A 20,530-nucleotide genomic window follows, 5' to 3' on the forward strand; every position below is an offset into this window, starting at 1 on the left:
GCTCGTGCCTGTTCGCCCCCAGTGTCGCTGGAGGCCGGGATCCGGATCGTTACGGCATCCGCGCGCATACGCGCGGATGCGTGGTCGTGCGGCGTGTCACCCCTCCTGCCCGGGAGGGGCCGGGACGTTTACGGCCAGGTCGGCGGATTCGCCGCCCAGGCGGCCTGCACTTCGGCCAGCGCCGAGCGCTCGGCATCGGTCCAGTTGGGCAGCAGGCTGGCGAGCTTGGCCGCCGTGTTCCACTGCTGCGGCTCGGTGCGCACCGCCGCGGCGTACCACTGCACCGCCTCTTCCTTGCGGCCAAGCGACCACAGCGACAGCGCCAAGGTCGGCGGCATCCACGAGGCGGTCACCGCACGCGCTTCGACCAGCGAGCGCCACTGCGCGAATGCGCCGTCGAAATCGCCGGTGCGATACAGGTCCCAGCCGTAATTCCACACGACCGAGCGCCACAGCGCGTCGCTGCGATCGATCGCACCGAGCGCGCGCGTATAGAGCTGCTTGCCGAGGTCCGTGCGGCCGGCGGCCATCGCCAGGTGCGCGAGCTGGGCGACTTCGCCCTTCGCGCGCGGATTGCGCTCGATGGCCTTGACCAGTTTCTCGGTGGCGGCGTCGCCGGTTTCGCGCACGGCGACGACCGGTCGGACGGTGTTGGCGTCGGCGTCGAAGTAGAACTCCGCCGGACGCGGCAGGTTTTGCGCCGACACGGCGCTGGAGACGGCCAGAAGGGCCGTCGCGAAAAGAGTGCGACCAAGCATGTGTGAATCCCCCTGTGCAACGCAGCAATCCTAACCCGTACTGGGCCGGGATCGCGGCGTTCTGGCGTCCCAGACCGGGTTATCGGCAGGGCGAGGGCAAGCCGGAGCGCCATTTCGGCAAGATGGGACGGCCGTCGCCCTGGTCCACCCCTCTCCCGTGGGCGGGAGAGGGGCTTCATGGCCTCGCTCAGCGCGCCGCGGGCAGCAGCGCGACCTCGTCCACGACCCACATCGGGTTGTACTCGCCCCGAGGCGAAGGTGAAGCAGAGGTCGTGACGACCGGCCTGCGTCGGCAGCGGCGTCGACAACGTGGTCAGGCCGTCGGACTTGCGCGCCGGGGCCAGCGGCAGCACGGCGATGGGCTCGCCTTCGCAGCTGCCCAGCCGGACTTCGAGCGCGCCGCCGGGAATCTTCGCCGGGCGCGTCACGACCTTGCTGGCGTCCTTCCACAGGGCATAGTTGTGCGGCAGCTGGCCCACGCGGACTTCCACCGTGGCGATACCGTCCAGCTGCGCGGCGTCGTAGATCCAGCACGGATCGAAGACGTCGGCGAGCAGCAGCCGGCGATCGCCGTCCTTGCCGTCGGACGGTGCGTCGTCCTCCATGCGCAGCATCAGGTCGGTCTTGCAGGAACGCAGCGCGTTGCTACTGCGCGCACGCAGGCTGTGCAGGTCCAGTTCGAACGCACGCGTCGCGGCAAGAGCGCGATCGTCGGCGAACGCGTTGGCCTTCACCGTCGTGGGCAGCGGCAGTTCGAGCGGATGCACGTACGCCTGCGATGTTGCCGTCGGCTCGGTGCCGTCGAGCGTGTAGCGGATCGTGCCGAAGCCGCTCTGGTTGTTCAGCGCCAGAGACGTCTTGCCGTCTTCCAGCGCCTGCGGCGTGAAGCGCACGGCAAACGCGCTGTCGGCGGCGTCGAAGCCGGTCAGACGGTAGCGTTCCATCTGGAACGCCATGCGCTGCAGGAAGTCGTTCCAGTCCAGGCGCGATTCCGGCGACCACGTGACTTCGGCCAGCGCCGCGCCGCGCGGGAACAGCGAACGCTGCATGCGCTCGAAGGTGCGCTGGTGTTCGGTCCACAGGTTGGCCTGCACGCCGAGCACGTGCCTGGCCTGATCCGCATTCAACTGCACCGGCACGGCCTTGAAGTCGTACACGTCCTTCAGCGAGATCACCTTCAACCGCCCCGGCGTTTCATCCGGGCCGTCGCTCTGCACGTGGTCGAGGTACAGGTCGGGCGAGGGCGCCATCACGACGTCGTGTCCGGCACGCGCGGCCTCGATCGCGCCGTCCGTACCGCGCCACGACATCACCGTCGCGTCGGCCGGCGGGCCGCCTTCGAGGATCTCGTCCCAGCCGATCAGCCGCTTGCCGTGCGCCTCGATGTACTTGCCCAGCCGGCCCATGAACCAGCTCTGCAGCTGCATCTCGTCCTTGAGGCCGAGTTCCTTCTTCTTCGCCTGCACCGCCGCCGACTGCTCCCACTGGTCCTTCGCGGCCTCGTCGCCGCCCAGGTGGAAGTACTGTCCGGGGAAGAGCGGCATCATTTCGTCGAGCACGTTTTCCAGGAACGTGAACGTCTTGTCGTCCACGTTGAACAGCCACGTGTTGACGCCCCAGTCGGGCGACACGGGCGGCTTGGTGCCGGGCACGCCGAATTCGGGATAGGAGGCGATCGCCGCCTGCGCATGGCCGGGCAGATCGAACTCGGGAACGACGGTGATGTAGCGCTCGGCGGCGTACTTCACGATGTCGCGGATTTCGTCCTGCGTGTAGAAGCCGCAATACGGCTTCGGCTTGCCCTTCGCATCGCGACCGGCCGCGCCGGCGGGAATGCGGCAGCCGCCGACCTCGGTCAGCTTCGGATACCGCTTGATCTCCACGCGCCAACCCTGGTCGTCGGTGAGATGCCAGTGGAAGGTGTTGAGCTTGTGCAGCGCCATCTGGTCGAGCAGCGCCTTCACTTCGTCGGGCGTGCGGAAATGGCGTGCGACGTCGAGCATCAGCCCGCGCCAGCCGAAACGCGGCGCGTCCTCGATGCGCTGCGTCGCGACCGACGCCTCACCCTGCGCGCCGTCGGCCAGCAATTGCCACAGCGTCACCGCGCCGTAGAACAGACCGGCCGGCTTGCGCGCGCTGATCCTCGCGCCCTGCGGCGTGATGTCGACGACGTAGGCCTCGTCGCCAGCGGGCGCGATGTTCGCGTCGATCGCGAACACGACCGCCGCACCGTCGGCAGCGCCACCGACCTGCGGCGCGAAACCGCGCGCCTTCTGCACGCGCGAGGCGAAATCCTGCGCGATGCGCGTGGCTTCGGCGTCGTTGCCGATCACGGCGACGCGCGACTGCGGGCCGAACGCGAAGCGGCCATCGCGCAACTCCACCTTCGCCGGGCGCGGAATCACCGGCGTCGCAGCAGCGCTGGCAGAAATAAGCGTGGTCGCGGTCGTCTGTTCTGCCGGCTTTGCGGCGGCGTTGCCTGCTGCGTCCGCCTTCGGCGCATCCTCGCGCTGGCAGGCCGACAGTCCCATCGCCAGCGCCACGGCGGCGATGCTCGTTACGAAATGTCGTCTCATCGTTTCCCTCACTCTCCTGTCGCGTGCGCCACCCGGGCGCCGGAAACAAGCGGGCCCGGCATGACCGGGCCCGCTGTCTTGCTTACACCCTCGAACAGCGGCGTATCAGTACTTGAAGCGGAAGTTCAGATAGTACTGGCGACCGTTGTTGTAGAACGCCTGCGGGTGGCCGTCGGCCACGTAGTAGCTGAGCGTCGGGTCGTTGAGGTTGAGCGCGTCGAGCGTGATCGACATCCAGTCCGTCGCCTTCCAGCCGAACGACGCCGACAGCGTGCCGAAGTCGTCCTGGAAGTACTCGTTCGCACGCAGCATGCCGTGGTAGAACGAGGAGCGGTACGTGTAGGCCACGCGCGCGTTGAAGCGGTCGTTCTCGAAGAACGCCGACAGGTTCCAGGTGTCCTTCGACGTGCCCACCAGTGCGTCGGTGGCATCGTCGCCCGCCGGGACGTCGGCCTCGCCATCGGCGTAGGTGTAGTTGGCCGAGATGCCGAAGTAGTCGCCGATCGGCTGCTCGTACGTCAGCTCGATGCCGCGCACCTTGCCGTCGCTGTTGATCGGCAGCGTGACCTCATACGGTTCGACCTGGCCGTTCTGGTCGTTCACGTAGTTGCGGGTCTCGGTGGCGTAGCGGACGTAGTTGTCCAGGTCCATCGAGAACAGGCTCGCGGCCAGCAGGCCACGTTCGGTGAAGTACCACTCCAGCGATGCGTCGAAGTTGGTCGAGATGATCGGCTCGAGGTCCGGGTTGCCCGCCGTACCCGTGTGCGTCAGGTTCGACAGCGACACGGCGCCGGCCAGCGCCGAGTAATCCGGCAGCGTCATCGTCTGCGACGCGGCCAGGCGCAGGATCAGGTCGTCGGCGAAGTTGTAGCGGAAGTTGACGCTCGGCAGGACGCGGTCGTGCTTGTTGTCCTGGCGCACGTTGACGAAGTTGCCGAACAGGCTCGACACGTCCGGCGTGATCGTCGCGTCGCTACCCAGTCCGCGCCAGAACTGGATGTCCTGCTGGATGTCGACGTAACGCAGGCCGGCGTTGCCGCTCCACTTGTCGCCCGAGAAGTTCGCCTGCACGTAGAGCGCGGTGTTCTCCTCGTTGATGTTGAACTCGCTGCCGTAGTTGTGGCGGGCGCCGTCCTTGCGGACGGTGGAGTTGTTCTTGACCGCCTGCTCGAGCGCGCTCTGCGTGAAGTACCACACGCCGGGGCCCGGGAACGAGCCGCCGAGGCCGCTGCCGAAGTCGCCCGGATAGAAGCCCGGCGAGGTGCCCTCCAGCGCGCCGGCGATGTCGCCCGGGTCGGAGCCGTACGGGCTGTTCACTTCGCGGGTGTGGTCGGCGTAGCGCACGCCGAAGTCCACGGACGACAGCACGCCGTTGTTGCTGAACCAGGTCGCGTCGGACGTGATCCAGGTTTCCTTGTCGATCACGTCGTAGTACTGGATGCCCCACGTGCCGAAGCCGTCGGTGGTCGGGCCGGACGGATTGTTGAGGTACCAGTTGACGGTGTTGTCGGTGCCGCGAACCTGCCAGCCGCCGCCGCTGCGGCCGGTGACGACCTCGGCGATGTTCTGCGTCGGCGTCTCGCCCTGGCCCTTCGTGTAGCCGATCTGCGTCTTGAGCGAGAAGGACTCGTTGATGTCCCACGCCGCGTCGAAGGTGGTGTAGCCGGTCTTAGCGGCCGATTCGGGACGCGAGATCATGTCGTAGATGCCGTAGCCCGGCGCCGACGGATCGGCGGCGTAATCGGCCTTCACCAGCGTGCCGTTCTCGATGACATAACCCGGCAGCGGTGCCTGGTTCGGCACGAAGTTGCCGGTCCACAGCATGTAGTTGCGGTTGTAGTTCTTCGCGTCCATGTCGGAGTAGAACGCGCTCAGGCCCAGCGTCAGATCGTCGCTCGGCTTGGCCTGCAGTTCGATCAGGCCACCCATGCGCTCGCGCGTCTGGGTGAAGTAGGCCGAACCCGGAAGGTTCGGGTACATCACGCCGGCAAGGTCAGGGTTGGTCGCCACGACCGGCGCGTCCGGCGCGATCGTCGAGAAGCCGCCGACGATTTCCTGGCCGTCGCGACGCAGCTCGCGTTCCTGGTAGAACGCCTGGGCCATGAAGCCGAAGGTGTTGGCGTCGTTCTTGTAGTTGAACAGGCCGCTGACCTGCGGCTTGGTGCTGCCCGGCAGGTCGGAGTAGACGGCGCCGATCGAGCCTTCGGCCGAGATTTGGTTCGCGAAGTCCAGCGGCTTGCGGGTGATCACGTTCACCGAGCCGGCGGCGCCGCCTTCGACGAACTTGGCCTGCGAGGTCTTGTTCACCACCGCCTGGCTGACGATTTCCGACGGCAGCAGCGAATAGCTGACGCTGCGGCCCACGGTTTCGGTCTGGCTGAGGATGAACCAGTCGGCGCTGCCGATGGTGTGACCGTTGACCAGCGTCTGGGTCAGGCTGGGGCTGGTGCCGCGCAGGCTGACGCGGTCGTTCTCGTCGAAGCCGCCTTCGTTCGCGCTGGAGGAGCTGATGCTCACGCCCGGCAGGCGCTGAAGGGTGTCGGCGACGTTATGCGCCGGCAGCTTGCCGACGTCCTCGGCCGTGACCACTTCGATATGCGACTGCGCGTCGCGCTTGGTGTCCAGCGACTTTTCCTGCGCGCCGCGGATGCCGGTGACGACCACCGTGTCCAGGTCGGTCGCTTCCTGGCTGGAAGCCGGCGCGGTCTGCGCGGCCACGTTGCCGCCGATGCTCAGCGCGAAGACGATGCTGGCCGATAGTGCTGTTTTGCGAAGCTTCATTGCTCTCCCTCCCACGGGTTGATGTACGACCCCGCAGTGCCGGTTCTTGCTTGCCGACGTCTGCGGAGCCCGTTTCCTGACCGACGCGCACGGACGCGTGGCCGTATTCCTGCGTGCTTCGCGGTGGCGCTCGCGCGCCGCCGCACATGGACGAATCGCGTTACGACTGGCTGCTTTGAGACAGATGTTCCAGGTACCAGCTGGCGGCGCCGATGACGCCCAGCCGGTCGTTTTCGATCAATCGCACCGGCACGCGTTCCAGCGCGGCGTGCATCACGCCCTTGTCCAGCAATCGCGCATGGAACTGGCTGTGCGGCAGGAAATCCTTCAGCTGCGGCAGGATGCCGCCGGCGATGAACACCGACTTGGCGCTGCTGACGGTGATGAGGTCGCCGATCGTGCTGCCCAGCAGTGCGCAGAAGGTCAGCACGGCTTCGCGCGCGGGCGCGTCAAGGCGGCGGGCGGCTTCGGTGATGGCGGCGGGCGCGCGCAGCTCCGGCTCGATGCCGTCGATCGCGCAGATCGCCTCGTACAGGTTCACAAGGCCGGGGCCCGAGACGAAGCGCTCGGTCGGCACGTGCGAGAAACCGCGCTGGCGCGTCCATTCGAGGATCGCCGTCTCGCGCGCGTTGCCCGGCGCGAACGCGATGTGGCCGGCTTCGGTCGGCAGCACGACGGTGCCGCCGCGATGCGGGATGCGCACCGCCGCGCCCAGGCCGGTGCCGGGGCCGACGACCAGCACGGGACCGGTCGCCGCGGCGCTCACGCCGGGCGTGAGCAGCAGCGAATCGGCCGGGTCCATGCACTGCGCGGCATGCGCGGCGGCCTGGAAATCGTTGATGTAGTGCAGCTCGCTCAGACGCAGCTGGCTGCGCAGCTCCGACAGCGAGATGCGCCAGGGCAGGTTGGCGTTGATGACCACGTCGTCCAGCACGACGCCGGCGGAAGCGATCGTGACGCGGTCGATGCCCGCACACGCGCTGTGGCTGGAAATGAACTCGGCGAGGATCGCGCCCAGGCTCGGGTAATCGGCGCACACGTACTTGTGGTGTGCCAGGACGACGACGTCGGACTCGTCCGCTCCGCCCGGACGGACCAGGCCGACGCGGGTGTGCGTGCCGCCGACATCGGCGGCGAGGAAGCGGGGTTCGACCTGCGTCAGCGGCGGCACGGCGCTCATCCGCGAACGACGCGCAGGCGCTGCGCGTTCGCGTGGCATGACCGGGCTCGTGCTTCCTTCGTATCCCACCGCATGGTTCCTCCGCTCGCACCGGCTCCCAGCCGGCGCGGCCGAGATTGGCGCGGCCCTGACAACGTTGTCAACCGGAAGTTACGAAATTGTCAGAAACACCGGTGTCAGATCCGACGAACGGCCATTTTTGCTGCGCCGCAGCAGGTCCAAACGCCTTGCGCACCGCACCAGCAGGACTTTGTAGGGGTTCTCTGGCTTGCGGACAGAACTTGTGACAACGTTGCGCCACCGGATGTCGTCCAGGTCAACCGGCGCCATCCTCGAACGCATTCCTTGGGAGGGGAATCCGCATGTCCACGTCCACGCCCACCGCGTCGCGCAGCCACTACGGGTCCATCGCGATCATCGGCGCGCTGTTCTTCATCTTCGGCTTCGTCACCTGGCTCAACGGCCCGCTGATCACCTTCGCCAAGCTCGCCTTCAACGTGAGCGAGTCGGCGGCGTTCCTGATTCCGTTCGCGTTCTACATCTCGTACTTCGTGCTCGCGTTGCCCTCGTCGGTGATCCTGAAATTCACCGGCATGAAGAAGGGCATGGCGCTCGGCCTGTTCCTGATGGCGATCGGCGCGGCGGTGTTCGGCCAGTACACGACGGCGCGCGTCTACGGCGGCGCGATCACCGGCATCTTCGTGATCGGCGCCGGCCTGGCGATCCTGCAGACGGCGTCGAACCCGTACATCAGCATCCTCGGGCCGATCGAAGGCGCGGCGCAGCGCATCGCGGTGATGGGCATCTGCAACAAGGTGGCCGGCATCCTCGCGCCGCTGGTGATCGGCACGCTGGTGATGCACGGCATGGGCGACCTGTCCGCGCAGGTGGCCAACGCCGATGCCGCGACGAAGGAGCAGCTGCTCAACGAGTTCGCCGCGCGCATCCACGATCCGTACATGGTGATGGCGGGCCTGCTCGCGCTGCTGGCGGTGGGCATCGTGTTTTCGCCGCTGCCGGAGATCAAGGCCGAAGACGTCAACGCCGACGGCGACACCGGCGCCACGCGCAAGACGAGCCTGTTCCAGTTCCCGCACGTGTGGCTGGGCGCGTTGTGCATCTTCGTGTACGTGGGCGTGGAAGTGATGGCGGGCGACGCCATCGGCACCTACGGACAGGGCTTCGGCCTGCCGGTGGACGCGACCAAGTTCTTCACCTCGTTCACCCTGTTCGGCATGTTGCTGGGCTACGTGGTGGGCTTGATCGCGATCCCGCGCTTCGTCTCGCAGGAACGGTATCTCACCCTCTCGGCGGTGCTCGGCGCGCTGCTGGCGATCGGCGCGTTCCTGACGAAGGGTTACGTGTCGGTCGGCTTCGTCGCCGCGCTCGGTTTCGCGCACGCGATGATGTGGCCGGCGATCTTCCCGCTGGCGATCCAGGGCCTGGGCCGCTTCACCGAATACGGTTCGGCGCTGCTGATCATGGGCATCGCCGGCGGCGCGGTGATCCCGCAGCTGTTCGTGCACCTCAAGCAGGCCTACGACTTCCAACTGGTGTTCGTCGTGCTGATGGTGCCGTGCTACCTGTACATCCTGTACTTCGCACTGCGCGGCCACAAAGCCGGGCAGCGGCACGACGTGGTGAACGGCGCGACGGCCTCGCAGCACGGCTGATCGTTCGATCAACGAACGACGCCGCGTACCAGACGCCACCGCACGTGATTCACATCACCGGTGGCGCTGGTTAGGCTAGTCGTTCTCATTGGACCGCCATGAAGACGGGACCACGCGAGGCTACGGTGCGCAGACCCACGATCAAAGACGTTGCAGAGCGCGCCGAGGTGTCGCTCAAGACGGTCTCTCGCGTCATCAACGACGAACCCAGCGTGCAGGCGCGCACGCGCGAACGCGTGCGGCAGGCCATCGCCGAACTCGGCTACCAGCCCGATCCGTCGGCGCGCAGCCTGCGCAGCGCGCAGCCGTACGCGCTGGGGCTGGTGTACGACAACCCCAATCCCTATTACGTCATCGCCGTGCAGAACGGCGTGCTGTCAGTGTGCCGCGAAACCGGCTACGGATTGCAGATCCATCCCTGCGACTCGTCGTCGCCGAACCTGGCGAACGAGCTCATCGAACTGGTGCAGCATTCGCGCCTGGCCGGGCTGGTGCTCGCGCCGCCGATGTCCGAACGCAACGAGCTGGTGACAGAACTCATCGCGCACGGCGTGAACCTGGTGCGCATCGTCTCGGCCGCTGCCGACCCGCAGGACGGCAGCGCCTGCGTCTACGTCGACGACCGCGACGCGGCGTACGACATCACCGAGCACCTGATCCAGCTCGGCCACAGCCGCATCGGCTTCCTGTGGGGCGGCAAGTCGCACGGTTCGTCGTGGGAGCGCTACAAGGGCTACGAGGACGCGCTGCGCGAGTACGGCATCCCGCTCGATGCGGAGCTGGTGGTCGAAGGCGACTACTCCTTCGATGACGGCTTCCGCGGCGCGCGCCGCCTGCTCGCGCTGCCCGACCGCCCGACCGCGATCTTCGGCAGCAACGACGAGATCGCCGCCGGCGTGCTGGCAGCCGCCAAGTCCAGCGGCATGAACGTGCCCTACGACCTGTCCATCGCCGGCTTCGAGGACAGCCCGTTCTCCAAGCAGAGCTGGCCGGCCCTGACGACGGCGAAGCAGGCGACGCAGGACATCGCGCGGCACGCCGCGCACCGGCTGCTGCAGGAAATCCGCGAACACGCGCCCAAGGCGTCGCCGAACGAAGGCTTCAGCCCGGAGCTGGTCGTGCGCGGTTCGACGGCGCCGCCGCGGCCGAAGGCGTAAAAGGTCCCTGCGATGCTTGAGCCCCTCTCCCATCGGGAGAGGGGTTGGGGTGAGGGGTAACGGAGCGGGTACGTTGACCGGCCGGTGCGGTGAGGCACTGCGGGTTGGGACGTCTGACGCTCCGTTCCCCCTCATCCGCCCTGCGGGCACCTTCTCCCGAAGGGAGAAGGAACATCCCACGTCATGTCGCATCCACCTTCCCCAAAGCCCTAGATCGAACCCGCCCGAATCTCACGGCCGCGAAACGATCCCGGTGCTCTGCTACAGCTGGGCGCATCGATCGGGGTCGACCATGAATGCGAGTCTGAAGCCTTCCGTGCTGGACGAGCCGGGGATCGCCCGGTTGCTGGAACAGGACCGTGCGCTGGTCGCGCTGGGGCGCCAGGTCTGTGTGCTCAAGGCGATCGGCTGGCCGGCCTCGCTGGAGACGAAGTTCCTCGAACAATGGCGCCGCGGCCAGCCCGAACTGCCGCAGCCGCCGACGGTGCCCGTCGACCTGTCCGCCACGATCGAGGGCCTGCGCGCGCTGATGCGCGAGATCGACCGCCGCCATCCCGTCGGCCGCTGGCTCTACAAGACCGCGTGGAGCTACAACGTCGCCGCGCAGATGCTCGGCGCGATCGGCTCGCCGGAATTCACGCGCTGCTCGGCGCTGCTCTACGGGCGGCCGGATTTCCGCTATCGCAGCCAGGACATCACCAACGTCGACAGCGCACGCGAGGTACTGGCGATCACCGACGAACTCATCGCCGACCGCCTGCTGCCCGACGTGCCGGCCGACATCCCGGCCGAGGACTTCGCGCGCCTGCTGCGCGGGCACATCGATCCGTTCTTCCACCACGACAAGGTCGAGGTGGTGCTCGATCCGGAACTGCCGTCGAAGGCGACCGCCGGCAGCCGCCGCATCAAGCTGCGTTCCAGCGCGATGTTCTCCGAACGCGACCTGCACCAGCTCGTCGAGCACGAAGCCTTCATCCATACCGCGACGCTGCTCAACGGCATCCACCAGCCGTACGTGCATTCGCTGGGCATCGGCGCGCCGCGCACCACGCGCGTGCAGGAAGGCCTGGCGACGTTCTCCGAGATCATCACCGGCGCGCTCGACATCGCGCGGCTGCGTCGCATCGCGCTGCGCGTGGTGATGGTGAAGCAGGCGCTGGATGGCGCGGATTTCATCGAGGTGTTCAAGGGGTTCCTCGACGCCGGGCAGAGCGAGAAGGAGAGCTTCTGCAGCGCCGCGCGCGTGTTCCGCGGCGGCGACGTGCGCGGGCGCGTGGCCTTCACCAAGGACGGCGCGTACCTGGAAGGCGTGATGCTGGTGCACGTGTTCGTGCGCAAGGCGTTGCAGGAAGGCCGCGGCGAGCTGCTGCCGATGCTGTTCGCGGGCCGGCTCACGACGGCGGACGTGATCGAACTGGCGCCGTATCGTGAAAACGGCCTGATCGCGCCACCGCTGTACGTGCCGGCCTGGGCGCGCGACCCGCAGCGCGTGCTGGCGACGATGGCGTTCTCCACCGCGACGCAGCGCCTGCGCCTGGACCGGCTGGACCTGCAGCGGTTCGTGGCGTTCGAGGACGAGCTGATCGAGGAATCCGGAATCGAGTGATCGACGTGGCCGGTTGCCCAGGCCACGCGCGTTTGCATCGAGGCCCGTGCGGCCACCCGACCCGCGCGGGGATCCTTTCGTCGGGCCTTCTGGCGAGCGCCCGACGGCCGAGCTTGCGACCCATGCTCCCCGACATGCCCCGCGACATGCCCTGAAGCCGGACGCCCCCGCTCGCCATGAGCAGGGAGGTTCCAACATGAAACGCCTTACCCCGCCGTGCATCGCGCTGTGCGCGCTGCTGTTGCCGGCCTTCGCCCCCGCGCAGGACCTGGTGCAGTCCGCCGGCAAGCACGCCAAGGTCGTGCTGGACAACGCCGACGTCCGCGTCATCGAGTTGAACATGCCGCCGGGTGCGAGCACCGGCATGCATGAGCACACCACCGATCAGCTGGTCGTGTTCCTCACTGGCGGTACCGCCAAGCAGGTCGGTGCCGACGGCGCGACGAAGGAGCTCACGCGCAAGGCGGGCGACGTCGCCTGGAGCGCGCCGGTGAAACACGACACGACGAACGAGAGCAAGACGCCGGTGCGGACGCTCGTGATCGAGTTGAAGAAGAAGTAGGGACGATGTTGTCCGCGCGAAGCCGGAAAGCCCCTCTCCCTCCGGGAGAGGGGTTGGGGTGAGGGGTAACGGAGCGATAGTGGAAAACCCGCAGTGCCGTACCGCACTACGGTTCTGCCTTGCCGCTCCGTTGCCCCTCATCCGCCCTTCGGGCACCTTCTCCCGAAGGGAGAAGGAAGCGCAGCAGAGCACTTACGCCCGAAGCAGCGTCGCCGCGCGCGCGAGCGCTTCGATCGCGCCCCATTCGCCCGCCGCGACCAGGCGCGACGGCGTCAGCCACGAGCCGCCGACGCAGGCGACGTTAGGGGTGGCCAGGTAATCGCGCGCGTTGTGCGCGCCGATGCCGCCGGTCGCGCAGAAGCGGATCTCCGGCAGCGGGCCGTGCAGCGAGCGCAGAGCAGGCGCGCCGCCTGCGGCTTCGGCCGGGAAGAATTTCTGGAAGATGAAACCGTGCTCGGACAGCGTCATCGCCTCGCTCGCCGTGCCGGCACCCGGCAGCCACGGCAGCGCGGAATCCTTCGCGGCGGCGATCAGGTCCGGCGTCGAACCGGGCGAGACCGCGAAGCGTGCGCCGGCCGCCTCGGCGTCCTTCAGATCCTGCGGCTTGCGCACGGTGCCGACGCCGACGATCGCGCCGTCGACTTCATTGGCGATAGCGCGCACCGCGTCGAGTGCGGCGCGGGTGCGCAGCGTGATCTCGATGGCGGGAATGCCGCCGGCCACGAGCGCGCGCGCAAGCGACACCGCGTGCTTGGCATCTTCGATCACCACAACCGGCATCACCGGCGCAACGTGCAGTACGGATTCGAGCAGGCCCATCTTGTTCTCCGAATGAAACTGTTTCTGTAGCCAGGGCGTCAGGCGACCGGGTTGAAGATCCCGCCGCCCATGTGCGCCGGCGCCGCCGCGTTGCGGAACACCGCGAACAGCTCGCGTCCCATGCCGAAGTGGCTGGGCGTGAGGTCCGTCGTCGCGTTCTCGCGCGTATCCCATTCCTCTGCAGGCACGTGCACCTGCAGCGTTCCCGCCACGGCATCCACGCGCACGATGTCGCCATCGCGCACCTTCGCCAGCGGGCCGCCCACCGCCGCTTCGGGGCTGACGTGGATCGCCGCCGGCACCTGGCCCGACGCGCCGGACATGCGGCCGTCGGTCACCAGCGCGACGCGATGGCCGCGCTTCTGCAGCACGGTGAGCGTCGGCGTGAGCTGGTGCAGTTCCGGCATGCCGTTCGCGTGCGGGCCCTGGAATCGCACCACCACGACGACATCGCGATCGAGTTCGCCGCGATCGAACGCGCCTTTCACCTGCGTCTGGTCGGAGAACACGCGCGCCGGCGCTTCGATGACCCAGCGATCCTCCGGCACCGCGGAGACCTTGATTGCCGCCGTGCCGAGCGGGCCGTGCAGCACGCGCAGGCCGCCGTCGGGACGGAACGGCTCGGCCACCGGACGCAGGACCGTGGGATCGCCACTGCGTCCGGTGGCCGGCACGTATTCGATGCGCTGTTCCGGCGCGAGGCGCGCTTCGACGCGATAACGCGCAAGGCCCGGGCCGGCGATGGTTTCGACGTCGCCATGCAGCAGGCCCGCGTCGAGCAGTTCGCCGATCATGAAACCCAGGCCGCCGGCCGCGTGGAAATGGTTCACGTCGGCGCTGCCGTTCGGATACACGCGCGCCAGCAGCGGGACGATCGACGACAGCGCGTCGAAGTCCTCAAGGCGCAGTTCGATGCCCGCGGCCGCGGCGATCGCGATGAGATGCAGCAGGTGGTTCGTCGAACCGCCGGTCGCATGCAGCCCGACGACGCCGTTGACGATCGCGCGCTCGTCGATGATGCGGCCGACGGGACGGTAATCGTCACCGAGTGCGGTGATCTCCGCGGCGCGTCGCGCGGCCTCGGCGGTGAGCGCATCGCGCAGCGGGTTGTCGGGATTGACGAAGCTCGAACCCGGCAGGTGCAGGCCCATCAGCTCCATCAGCATCTGGTTGGAATTGGCCGTGCCGTAGAACGTGCACGTGCCCGGGCCGTGGTAGCTCTGCGCCTCGGCTTCCAGCAGTTCCTCGCGCGTGGCTTCGCCGACGGCATAACGCTGGCGGACGCGGGATTTCTCGTCGTTCGGCAGGCCCGACGTCATCGGCCCGGCGGGCACGAAGATCGCCGGCAGATGGCCGAAGCTCAGTGCGCCGATCAGCAGGCCAGGCACGATCTTGTCGCACACGCCCAGGTAGAGCGCGGCGTCGAACATGTCGTGCGACAGCGAAACGGCGGTGGACAGCGCGATCACCTCGCGCGAGAACAGCGACAGCTCCATGCCCGCGCGGCCCTGCGTCACGCCGTCGCACATCGCCGGCACGCCGCCTGCAACCTGCGCGGTCGCGCCGACGTTGCGCGCGGCGTTCTTGATCAGGAACGGAAAGCGCTCCAGCGGCTGGTGCGCGGACAGCATGTCGTTGTACGCGTTGACGATCGCGATGTTCGGCGACACGCCGCCGCGCAGCGCGGCCTTGTCGGTGCCGCACGCGGCGAAACCGTGGGCGAGGTTGCCGCACGACAGCGTCGCGCGGTGCGGGCCGCGACCGCAGGCGGCGTCGATGCGCGCCAGGTACGCGGCGCGTCGGTCGGCGCTGCGCGTGCGGATGCGCTGCGTGACCTCGGCGAGGACGGGATGCAGGTTCGACATGATCGTGTCTACGGACTCCAGTACAGCATCGGTGCGGCCGGCGCGCCGGACAGCACCGAACGGATCGGCAACGTCGAACGCGGATCGCGCGCGGCGTTGTCGAGGACTTCGCGCTTCTTCGCGCCTTCGATATGCAGGTACAGCGACGGCGCGGTGAAGATCGCGCTGAGCGTGAGCGTCATGCGCGGCTCGGGCTGCGATGCCGTGCGGATGGCGAGCACCGGCGCGCGACCGCGCGGTTGCAGGCCGATGTCGCGACGCACCAGGTCGGGGAATAGCGACGCGACGTGGCCGTCGTCGCCCATGCCGAGCACGACGACGTCCAGCGGCAGCGCTTCGTTCGCCACCTGCGTCAGCACCGGCAGCAGCGCGGCTTCCGGCGTCGCCGTGGGACGACGCAGCGGCAGCAGCGTTGCCTGCGCCGCAGCGCCCTGGAAGAGCGTTTCGCGCAGCAGCCGCTCGTTCGAGCGCGGATGGTCCGGCGCGACCCAGCGATCGTCCACCGGCACCACCGTCACGTGCGCCCAGTCGAGCGTCTGCTTCGACAGTTCGGTCAGGAACGCGCGCGGCGTGGTGCCGCCGGATACGGCCAGTCGCGCCGCGCCACGGCGCGCGATCGCGCCGCGCAGATCGGCGGCGACGGCTTTCGCGAGCGCGGTGGCGAGCTGCGCCTTGTCGTCGAACAGATGCTCGCGCACGGGCAACGGATCGGGTGTCAGCACGGTCAATCGCTCCGTCAGTGCGGATTTGAAGGGCATGGTGTTAGACCGCATCCTCATGCCACGTCCTTCCGTCGCGTTCGATCAGGGCCACGGCCGCGCTGGGACCCCAGCTGCCCGCGGTGTATGCCTTGGGTGATTCGTTGCTCGACTGCCACGCGGCGAGGATCGGATCGATCCACGACCACGCCGCTTCCACTTCGTCGCGACGCATGAACAGCATCGGATTGCCGCGCACGACGTCCATCAGCAGGCGCTCGTACGCTTCGGGCTGACGCCCGCCGAAGGTCTCGGCGAAGCTCAGGTCCATCGGCACGCGGCGCAGGCGCAGCCCACCGGGGCCAGGGATCTTGTTGACGATCCACAGCTTCACGCCTTCGTCGGGCTGCAGGCGGATCACCAGCTGGTTCTGCGCGACCGGTTCGTCGCCGAAGATCGAATGCGGCACCTTGCGGAACGTCAGCACGATTTCCGACATGCGATCGGCCAGCCGCTTGCCCGTGCGCAGGTAGAACGGCACGCCGGCCCAGCGCCAGTTGCTGACTTCGGCCTTCAGCGCGACGAAGGTTTCGGTGCGCGAGGTGTTGGTGCCGAGCTCTTCGAGATAACCCGGCACCGGGCGGCCTTCGACCGCACCGGCGCGGTACTGGCCGCGCACGGTGAGGTGCGAGGTCGCGCCGTCGGCGATGGGCTTGAGCGAATGCAGCACCTTGAGCTTCTCGTCGCGGATCGCGTCGGCGGCGAGCGAGGACGGCGGTTCCATCGCGACCAGGCACAGCAGCTGCAACATGTGGTTCTGCACCATGTCGCGCAGCGCGCCCGACTTGTCGTAGTAGCTCGCGCGGCGTTCCAGGCCGACGGTCTCGGCCACGGTGATCTGCACGTGGTCGATGTGCTCGGCGCGCCACAGCGGCTCGAACAGCGCGTTGCCGAAGCGCAGCGCCGTGAGGTTCTGGACGGTTTCCTTGCCCAGGTAATGGTCGATTCGATAGATCTGCGATTCGGCGAACACCTGGCCGAGCGCATCGTTGATCGCCGCGGCGCTGGCGCGATCGTGGCCGATGGGCTTTTCGACGACGACGCGCGTGTTGGCGCCGGTCAGTCCGTGCGCCTGCAGCTTCGCGCCGACGCTGCCGAACAGGTCGGGGCCGACGGCGAGGTAGAACACGCGGACGCGCGATTCGTCAGCCAGCTCGGCGGCGAGTTCGCCCCAGCCGTCTTCCGCCTGCAGGTCGATGCGGCGGTACGACAGCAACTGGAGGAAAGGCTCCAGCATCGACGGCGCACGCATGTCGAAGGCGAGGTGCTTCTGCAGCGCCTCGCGGACGCGCTCGCGATAGGCCTCGTCGGTCTGGCTGTCGCGCGCCAGGCCGAAGATGCGCGTGCCCGCGACGATCTGGCCGTCGACGTAGCGATGGAACAGGGCCGGCAGCAGTTTGCGCAGGGCCAGGTCGCCCGTGCCGCCGAAGATGATCAGGTCGAAAGGCGCCATCGGCGCGATGGGGGCGGTCACGGAGCGCTCCAGCGGAATGAGGTTTTGAAGACCACAGGCATACCAGTGAAGATACCAGTCAGATACCACTGGTGCAAACCCGCCGGACAAGGCCGGACGCAGGCCCGGGCGGGCGCCGTTTTCCCGCTCCTGTCCAACAATTTCAGCGACTTGGGGTTACGTGCGCGCGAAATCGGGCGCTTGACCCCGGATTCGGACGGGTGATGCGACTTTCGTCGTAGACGGGGCGGCCATGCCGGCCCATCGCCACCTGGCCCGGTTTGCCCGAACTGGTATCTGACTGGTATTCTCCCCCGATGCAGGACTATCTGGTCAACGAGTTCCGCCGCCAGGCTGACGCGCGACGCGCCCCGGCCTATCAGCACCTGCGCCGGACGCTCCAGCACGCCATCGAGAACGGCGAACTCACGCCGGGCCAGGCGCTGCCCAGCGAGCGCGAGCTGACCAAGCTGCTCGACCTGTCCCGCGTGACGGTCCGCAAGGCCATTTCCGGCCTCGTCGCCGACGGCCTGCTGATGCAGCGCCAGGGCTCGGGCACGTTCGTTTCCGAGCGCATCGTCAAGTCGTTCTCCAAGCTGACCAGCTTCACCGACGACCTGCGCGCGCGCGGGCTGGATCCCAAATCGCGCTTCATCGAACGCGGCGTCGGCGAGGTCACGCCGGACGAGGCGATGGCGCTGAACCTGTCGCCCGGCGCGCAGGTCGTGCGCTATTACCGCCTGCGCATCGCCGACGACATGGCGCTCGCGCTGGAGCGCACCGTGGTGCCGCAGACCGTGCTGGCCGATCCTTCACTGGTCGAGAATTCGCTGTACGAAACCTTCCAGAAAATGGGCCTGCGCCCGACCCGCGCGCTGCAGCGATTGCGCGCGATCGCATTCGACGCCGAACAGGCACGGCTGATGAACCTGCCCGAAGGCAGCCCCGGCCTGTTCATCGAACGCCGCACCTTCCTCGACGACGGTCGCGTCGTCGAATACACCCGATCCTTCTACCGCGGCGATGCGTACGACTTCGTCGCCGAACTCCAGAGCGAGTAATCCCTTGAGCGATCCGAACCAGAGCGCACTCGTCGCCACCGACACGCGGATGCACGCCGAAGCGGCCGAAACCGCCGACGCCGTCGCGCGACAGTTCGAAGCCAATGCGCCGATCATCGACGCGCTGGTGCAGCGCCTGAAGGCGCAGCCGCCGGCGTTCATCGTCACCTGCGCGCGCGGCAGTTCCGATCACGCCGCGACCTACGGCAAGTACCTGTTCGAAACCACGCTCGGCCTGGTGACCGCGTCCGCGTCGCCATCGGTCGGCTCGGTGTACGCGGTGCGTCCGCACCTGAAGGGTGCACTGTTCGTCGCGATCTCGCAGTCGGGCAAGAGCCCGGACCTGGTGCGCAACGCGGAAATCGCGCGCGCCGCCGGTGCGCTGGTCGTCGCGCTGGTGAATGTCGAGGATTCGCCGCTGGCGCAGATCGCCGACACCGTGATCCCGCTGCGCGCCGGCCCGGAAAAGAGCGTCGCGGCGACGAAGAGCTACCTGTGCTCGCTGGCCGCGCTGCTGCAGCTGGCCGCGCGCTGGAGCGGCGACGCGAAGCTGCTCGCCGCCGTCGACGCGCTGCCCGCCGCGCTGCGCGAGGCGTGGAAGATGGACTGGTCGCCGCTCGTCGATGGTTTGAAGGACGCGCGGAATCTCTTCGTCGTCGGCCGCGGCCTCGGCCTCGGCGCGGCGCAGGAAGCCGCGTTGAAGTTCAAGGAAACCTGCGGCCTGCACGCCGAGGCGTTCTCCTCGGCCGAGGTGAAGCACGGACCGATGGCGATCGTGGGGCCGGGCTTCCCGGTGCTCGCCTTCGCGCAGGACGACGACACGTGCAGCAGCACGATGTCGGTCGCCGAGGAATTCCACCAGCGCGGCGCGCCGGTCTGGATCGCGCTGCCCGGCGCGCAGGGACCGGACGTGCTGCCGATGCCAGCCTCGCCGCATCCGGCGTGCACGCCGCTCCTCACCGTGCAGTGTTTCTACAAGGCGGTGAACGCGCTGGCCGTCGCGCGCGGCCACAACCCGGACGTGCCGCCGCATCTGAACAAGGTCACCGAGACGGTTTGACGATCACCATGACCACCATCGCCTTCACCAACGGCCGCATCCTCACCGACAACGGCTTCGAGACGAACGTCAGCGTGCTTGTCGAGGACGGCCACATCGTCGCCGTCGTGCCGGGCGAGCCGCCGAAGGGCGCGCAGGTGGTCGACCTCGCCGGCCGTTATCTCGTGCCCGGCTTCATCGACACGCAGGTGAACGGTGGCGGCGACGTGCTGTTCAACGACGAGCCCACCGCCGACGGCCTGCGCCGCATCGCCAGCGCGCACCGCAAGTACGGCACGACCGGCATGCTGCCGACGCTGATCAGCGACGACGTCGACGTGATGCGTCGGGCGATCGACGCCACGCGCGAGGCGATCGCGCAACGCGTGCCGGGCGTGCTCGGCGTGCACCTGGAAGGGCCGTACCTCAACGCCGCGCGCAAGGGCGTGCACGATCCGTCGAAGTTCCACACGCCCGACGCGGCCGAGCTTGACCTCGTCGCCTCGCTGGGCAAGGACGGCGTGACGCTCGTGACGCTCGCGCCGGAGCGTTTCGAAGCGGCCACGCTGCGCGCGCTGGCCGAACGCGGCGTCATCATCGCCGCCGGTCATACCGCGGCCACATACGAGCAGCTGCGCGACGGTTTCGCCAACGGCATCACCGGCATCACGCACCTGTTCAACGCGATGACGCCGATGAATTCGCGCGAGCCCGGCGCGGTCGGTGCGGCGCTGGAAAACCCCGACGCGTGGTGCGGCCTCATCGTCGACGGCTACCACGTGCACGATGCGTCGCTGCGCGTTGCCATCAACGCACGCCCGCGCGGGAAGATGATGCTGGTCACCGACGCCATGCCGCCCGTCGGCGGCGAGCGCGAGGCGTTCTCGCTCTATGGCGTGGAGATGATCTGCCGCGACGGCCAGTGCACGACCGCTGACGGCACGCTCGCCGGGTCGGCGCTCGACATGGCCTCGGCCGTGCGCAACACCGTGCAGCGCCTGGGCCTGCCGCTCGACGAAGCCTGCCGCATGGCCTCGCAGTACCCGGCGCAGTTCATCGGCCTGGGCGGCGAGCTCGGGCGCATCGCCCCGGGTTATCGCGCCGACCTCGTGGTGCTGGACGACGCCCTGGACGTGCAAGGCACCTGGATCGCCGGCGAATAGGCGAAAGCCGGAGCGGCGTTAAGCCTGAACAGGGCGCCCCGCGTCACCTCCGGACCCTTCCCGGCACCCGCCGGGCGGT

At 68.2% G+C, this 20,530-nt stretch carries 14 protein-coding genes and 1 pseudogene; 7 read left to right on the forward strand and 8 right to left on the reverse strand.

The window, feature by feature from the left end; genetic code table 11:
- Nucleotides 1-128: 128 nt before the first annotated feature.
- The 4 genes and pseudogenes from ABIE51_RS19305 to ABIE51_RS01580 all read right to left on the reverse strand — a co-directional run bounded on the left by ABIE51_RS19305 (nucleotide 129) and on the right by ABIE51_RS01580 (nucleotide 7,334).
- Complete coding sequence (locus ABIE51_RS19305; RefSeq protein ID WP_192631976.1) at nucleotides 129-758, reverse strand: tetratricopeptide repeat protein; 630 nt, start codon at nucleotides 756-758, stop codon at nucleotides 129-131.
- A gap of 764 nt (nucleotides 759-1,522) precedes the next feature.
- A pseudogene (locus ABIE51_RS19310) lies at nucleotides 1,523-3,334 on the reverse strand (beta-N-acetylhexosaminidase); the annotation flags it as partial.
- A 105-nt stretch (nucleotides 3,335-3,439) separates the two neighbouring features.
- Nucleotides 3,440-6,115, reverse strand: coding sequence for a TonB-dependent receptor (locus ABIE51_RS01575; RefSeq protein ID WP_192631978.1), 2,676 nt, complete (start codon nucleotides 6,113-6,115; stop codon nucleotides 3,440-3,442).
- Nucleotides 6,116-6,275: 160 nt separating this feature from the next.
- Nucleotides 6,276-7,334 (reverse strand): glucokinase, encoded by a 1,059-nt coding sequence (locus tag ABIE51_RS01580; RefSeq protein WP_232338494.1) that lies wholly within the window; start codon nucleotides 7,332-7,334, stop codon nucleotides 6,276-6,278.
- Nucleotides 7,335-7,657: 323 nt separating this feature from the next.
- Here ABIE51_RS01580 and ABIE51_RS01585 point away from each other — a divergent pair, with 323 nt between their 5' ends.
- The 4 genes from ABIE51_RS01585 to ABIE51_RS01600 all read left to right on the forward strand — a co-directional run bounded on the left by ABIE51_RS01585 (nucleotide 7,658) and on the right by ABIE51_RS01600 (nucleotide 12,293).
- The gene (locus ABIE51_RS01585; RefSeq protein WP_192631979.1) at nucleotides 7,658-8,968 is read left to right on the forward strand and encodes a sugar MFS transporter; all 1,311 of its coding nucleotides are present in this window, start codon (nucleotides 7,658-7,660) and stop codon (nucleotides 8,966-8,968) included.
- A 125-nt stretch (nucleotides 8,969-9,093) separates the two neighbouring features.
- Nucleotides 9,094-10,125, forward strand: coding sequence for a LacI family DNA-binding transcriptional regulator (locus ABIE51_RS01590; protein WP_115842785.1), 1,032 nt, complete (start codon nucleotides 9,094-9,096; stop codon nucleotides 10,123-10,125).
- Between the two features lie 292 nt (nucleotides 10,126-10,417).
- Nucleotides 10,418-11,731 (forward strand): peptidase MATCAP family protein, encoded by a 1,314-nt coding sequence (locus ABIE51_RS01595; RefSeq protein ID WP_192631980.1) that lies wholly within the window; start codon nucleotides 10,418-10,420, stop codon nucleotides 11,729-11,731.
- A gap of 196 nt (nucleotides 11,732-11,927) precedes the next feature.
- Nucleotides 11,928-12,293 carry a cupin domain-containing protein gene (locus ABIE51_RS01600; protein WP_115842783.1) on the forward strand — a complete coding sequence of 122 codons (366 nt, stop codon included), beginning with the start codon at nucleotides 11,928-11,930 and terminating at the stop codon, nucleotides 12,291-12,293.
- A 192-nt stretch (nucleotides 12,294-12,485) separates the two neighbouring features.
- Here ABIE51_RS01600 and eda read toward each other — a convergent pair whose 3' ends face one another.
- The 4 genes from eda to zwf are packed head-to-tail and all read right to left on the reverse strand — an operon-like array spanning nucleotide 12,486 to nucleotide 17,209.
- Nucleotides 12,486-13,112: a bifunctional 4-hydroxy-2-oxoglutarate aldolase/2-dehydro-3-deoxy-phosphogluconate aldolase gene (eda, locus tag ABIE51_RS01605; protein ID WP_115842782.1), complete on the reverse strand. Its 627-nt coding sequence runs from the start codon at nucleotides 13,110-13,112 to the stop codon at nucleotides 12,486-12,488.
- A 38-nt stretch (nucleotides 13,113-13,150) separates the two neighbouring features.
- Complete coding sequence (gene edd, locus ABIE51_RS01610) at nucleotides 13,151-14,977, reverse strand: phosphogluconate dehydratase (RefSeq protein ID WP_192631981.1); 1,827 nt, start codon at nucleotides 14,975-14,977, stop codon at nucleotides 13,151-13,153.
- A gap of 8 nt (nucleotides 14,978-14,985) precedes the next feature.
- Complete coding sequence (gene pgl / locus ABIE51_RS01615) at nucleotides 14,986-15,735, reverse strand: 6-phosphogluconolactonase (RefSeq protein WP_115842780.1); 750 nt, start codon at nucleotides 15,733-15,735, stop codon at nucleotides 14,986-14,988.
- Nucleotides 15,736-15,739: 4 nt separating this feature from the next.
- Nucleotides 15,740-17,209 (reverse strand): glucose-6-phosphate dehydrogenase, encoded by a 1,470-nt coding sequence (zwf, locus tag ABIE51_RS01620; RefSeq protein ID WP_425477945.1) that lies wholly within the window; start codon nucleotides 17,207-17,209, stop codon nucleotides 15,740-15,742.
- A 296-nt stretch (nucleotides 17,210-17,505) separates the two neighbouring features.
- On the opposite strand from zwf, the gene ABIE51_RS01625 reads away from it, so the two are divergent.
- The 3 genes from ABIE51_RS01625 to nagA are packed head-to-tail and all read left to right on the forward strand — an operon-like array spanning nucleotide 17,506 to nucleotide 20,451.
- The gene (locus tag ABIE51_RS01625; RefSeq protein ID WP_115842778.1) at nucleotides 17,506-18,249 is read left to right on the forward strand and encodes a GntR family transcriptional regulator; all 744 of its coding nucleotides are present in this window, start codon (nucleotides 17,506-17,508) and stop codon (nucleotides 18,247-18,249) included.
- 49 nt (nucleotides 18,250-18,298) lie between these two features.
- Nucleotides 18,299-19,309, forward strand: coding sequence for an SIS domain-containing protein (locus ABIE51_RS01630; RefSeq protein ID WP_192632564.1), 1,011 nt, complete (start codon nucleotides 18,299-18,301; stop codon nucleotides 19,307-19,309).
- 8 nt (nucleotides 19,310-19,317) lie between these two features.
- Complete coding sequence (gene nagA / locus ABIE51_RS01635) at nucleotides 19,318-20,451, forward strand: N-acetylglucosamine-6-phosphate deacetylase (protein WP_157028906.1); 1,134 nt, start codon at nucleotides 19,318-19,320, stop codon at nucleotides 20,449-20,451.
- Nucleotides 20,452-20,530: the final 79 nt, after the last annotated feature.

Source organism: Lysobacter sp. OAE881 (assembly GCF_040546665.1).
GTDB lineage: Bacteria > Pseudomonadota > Gammaproteobacteria > Xanthomonadales > Xanthomonadaceae > Lysobacter_J > Lysobacter_J soli.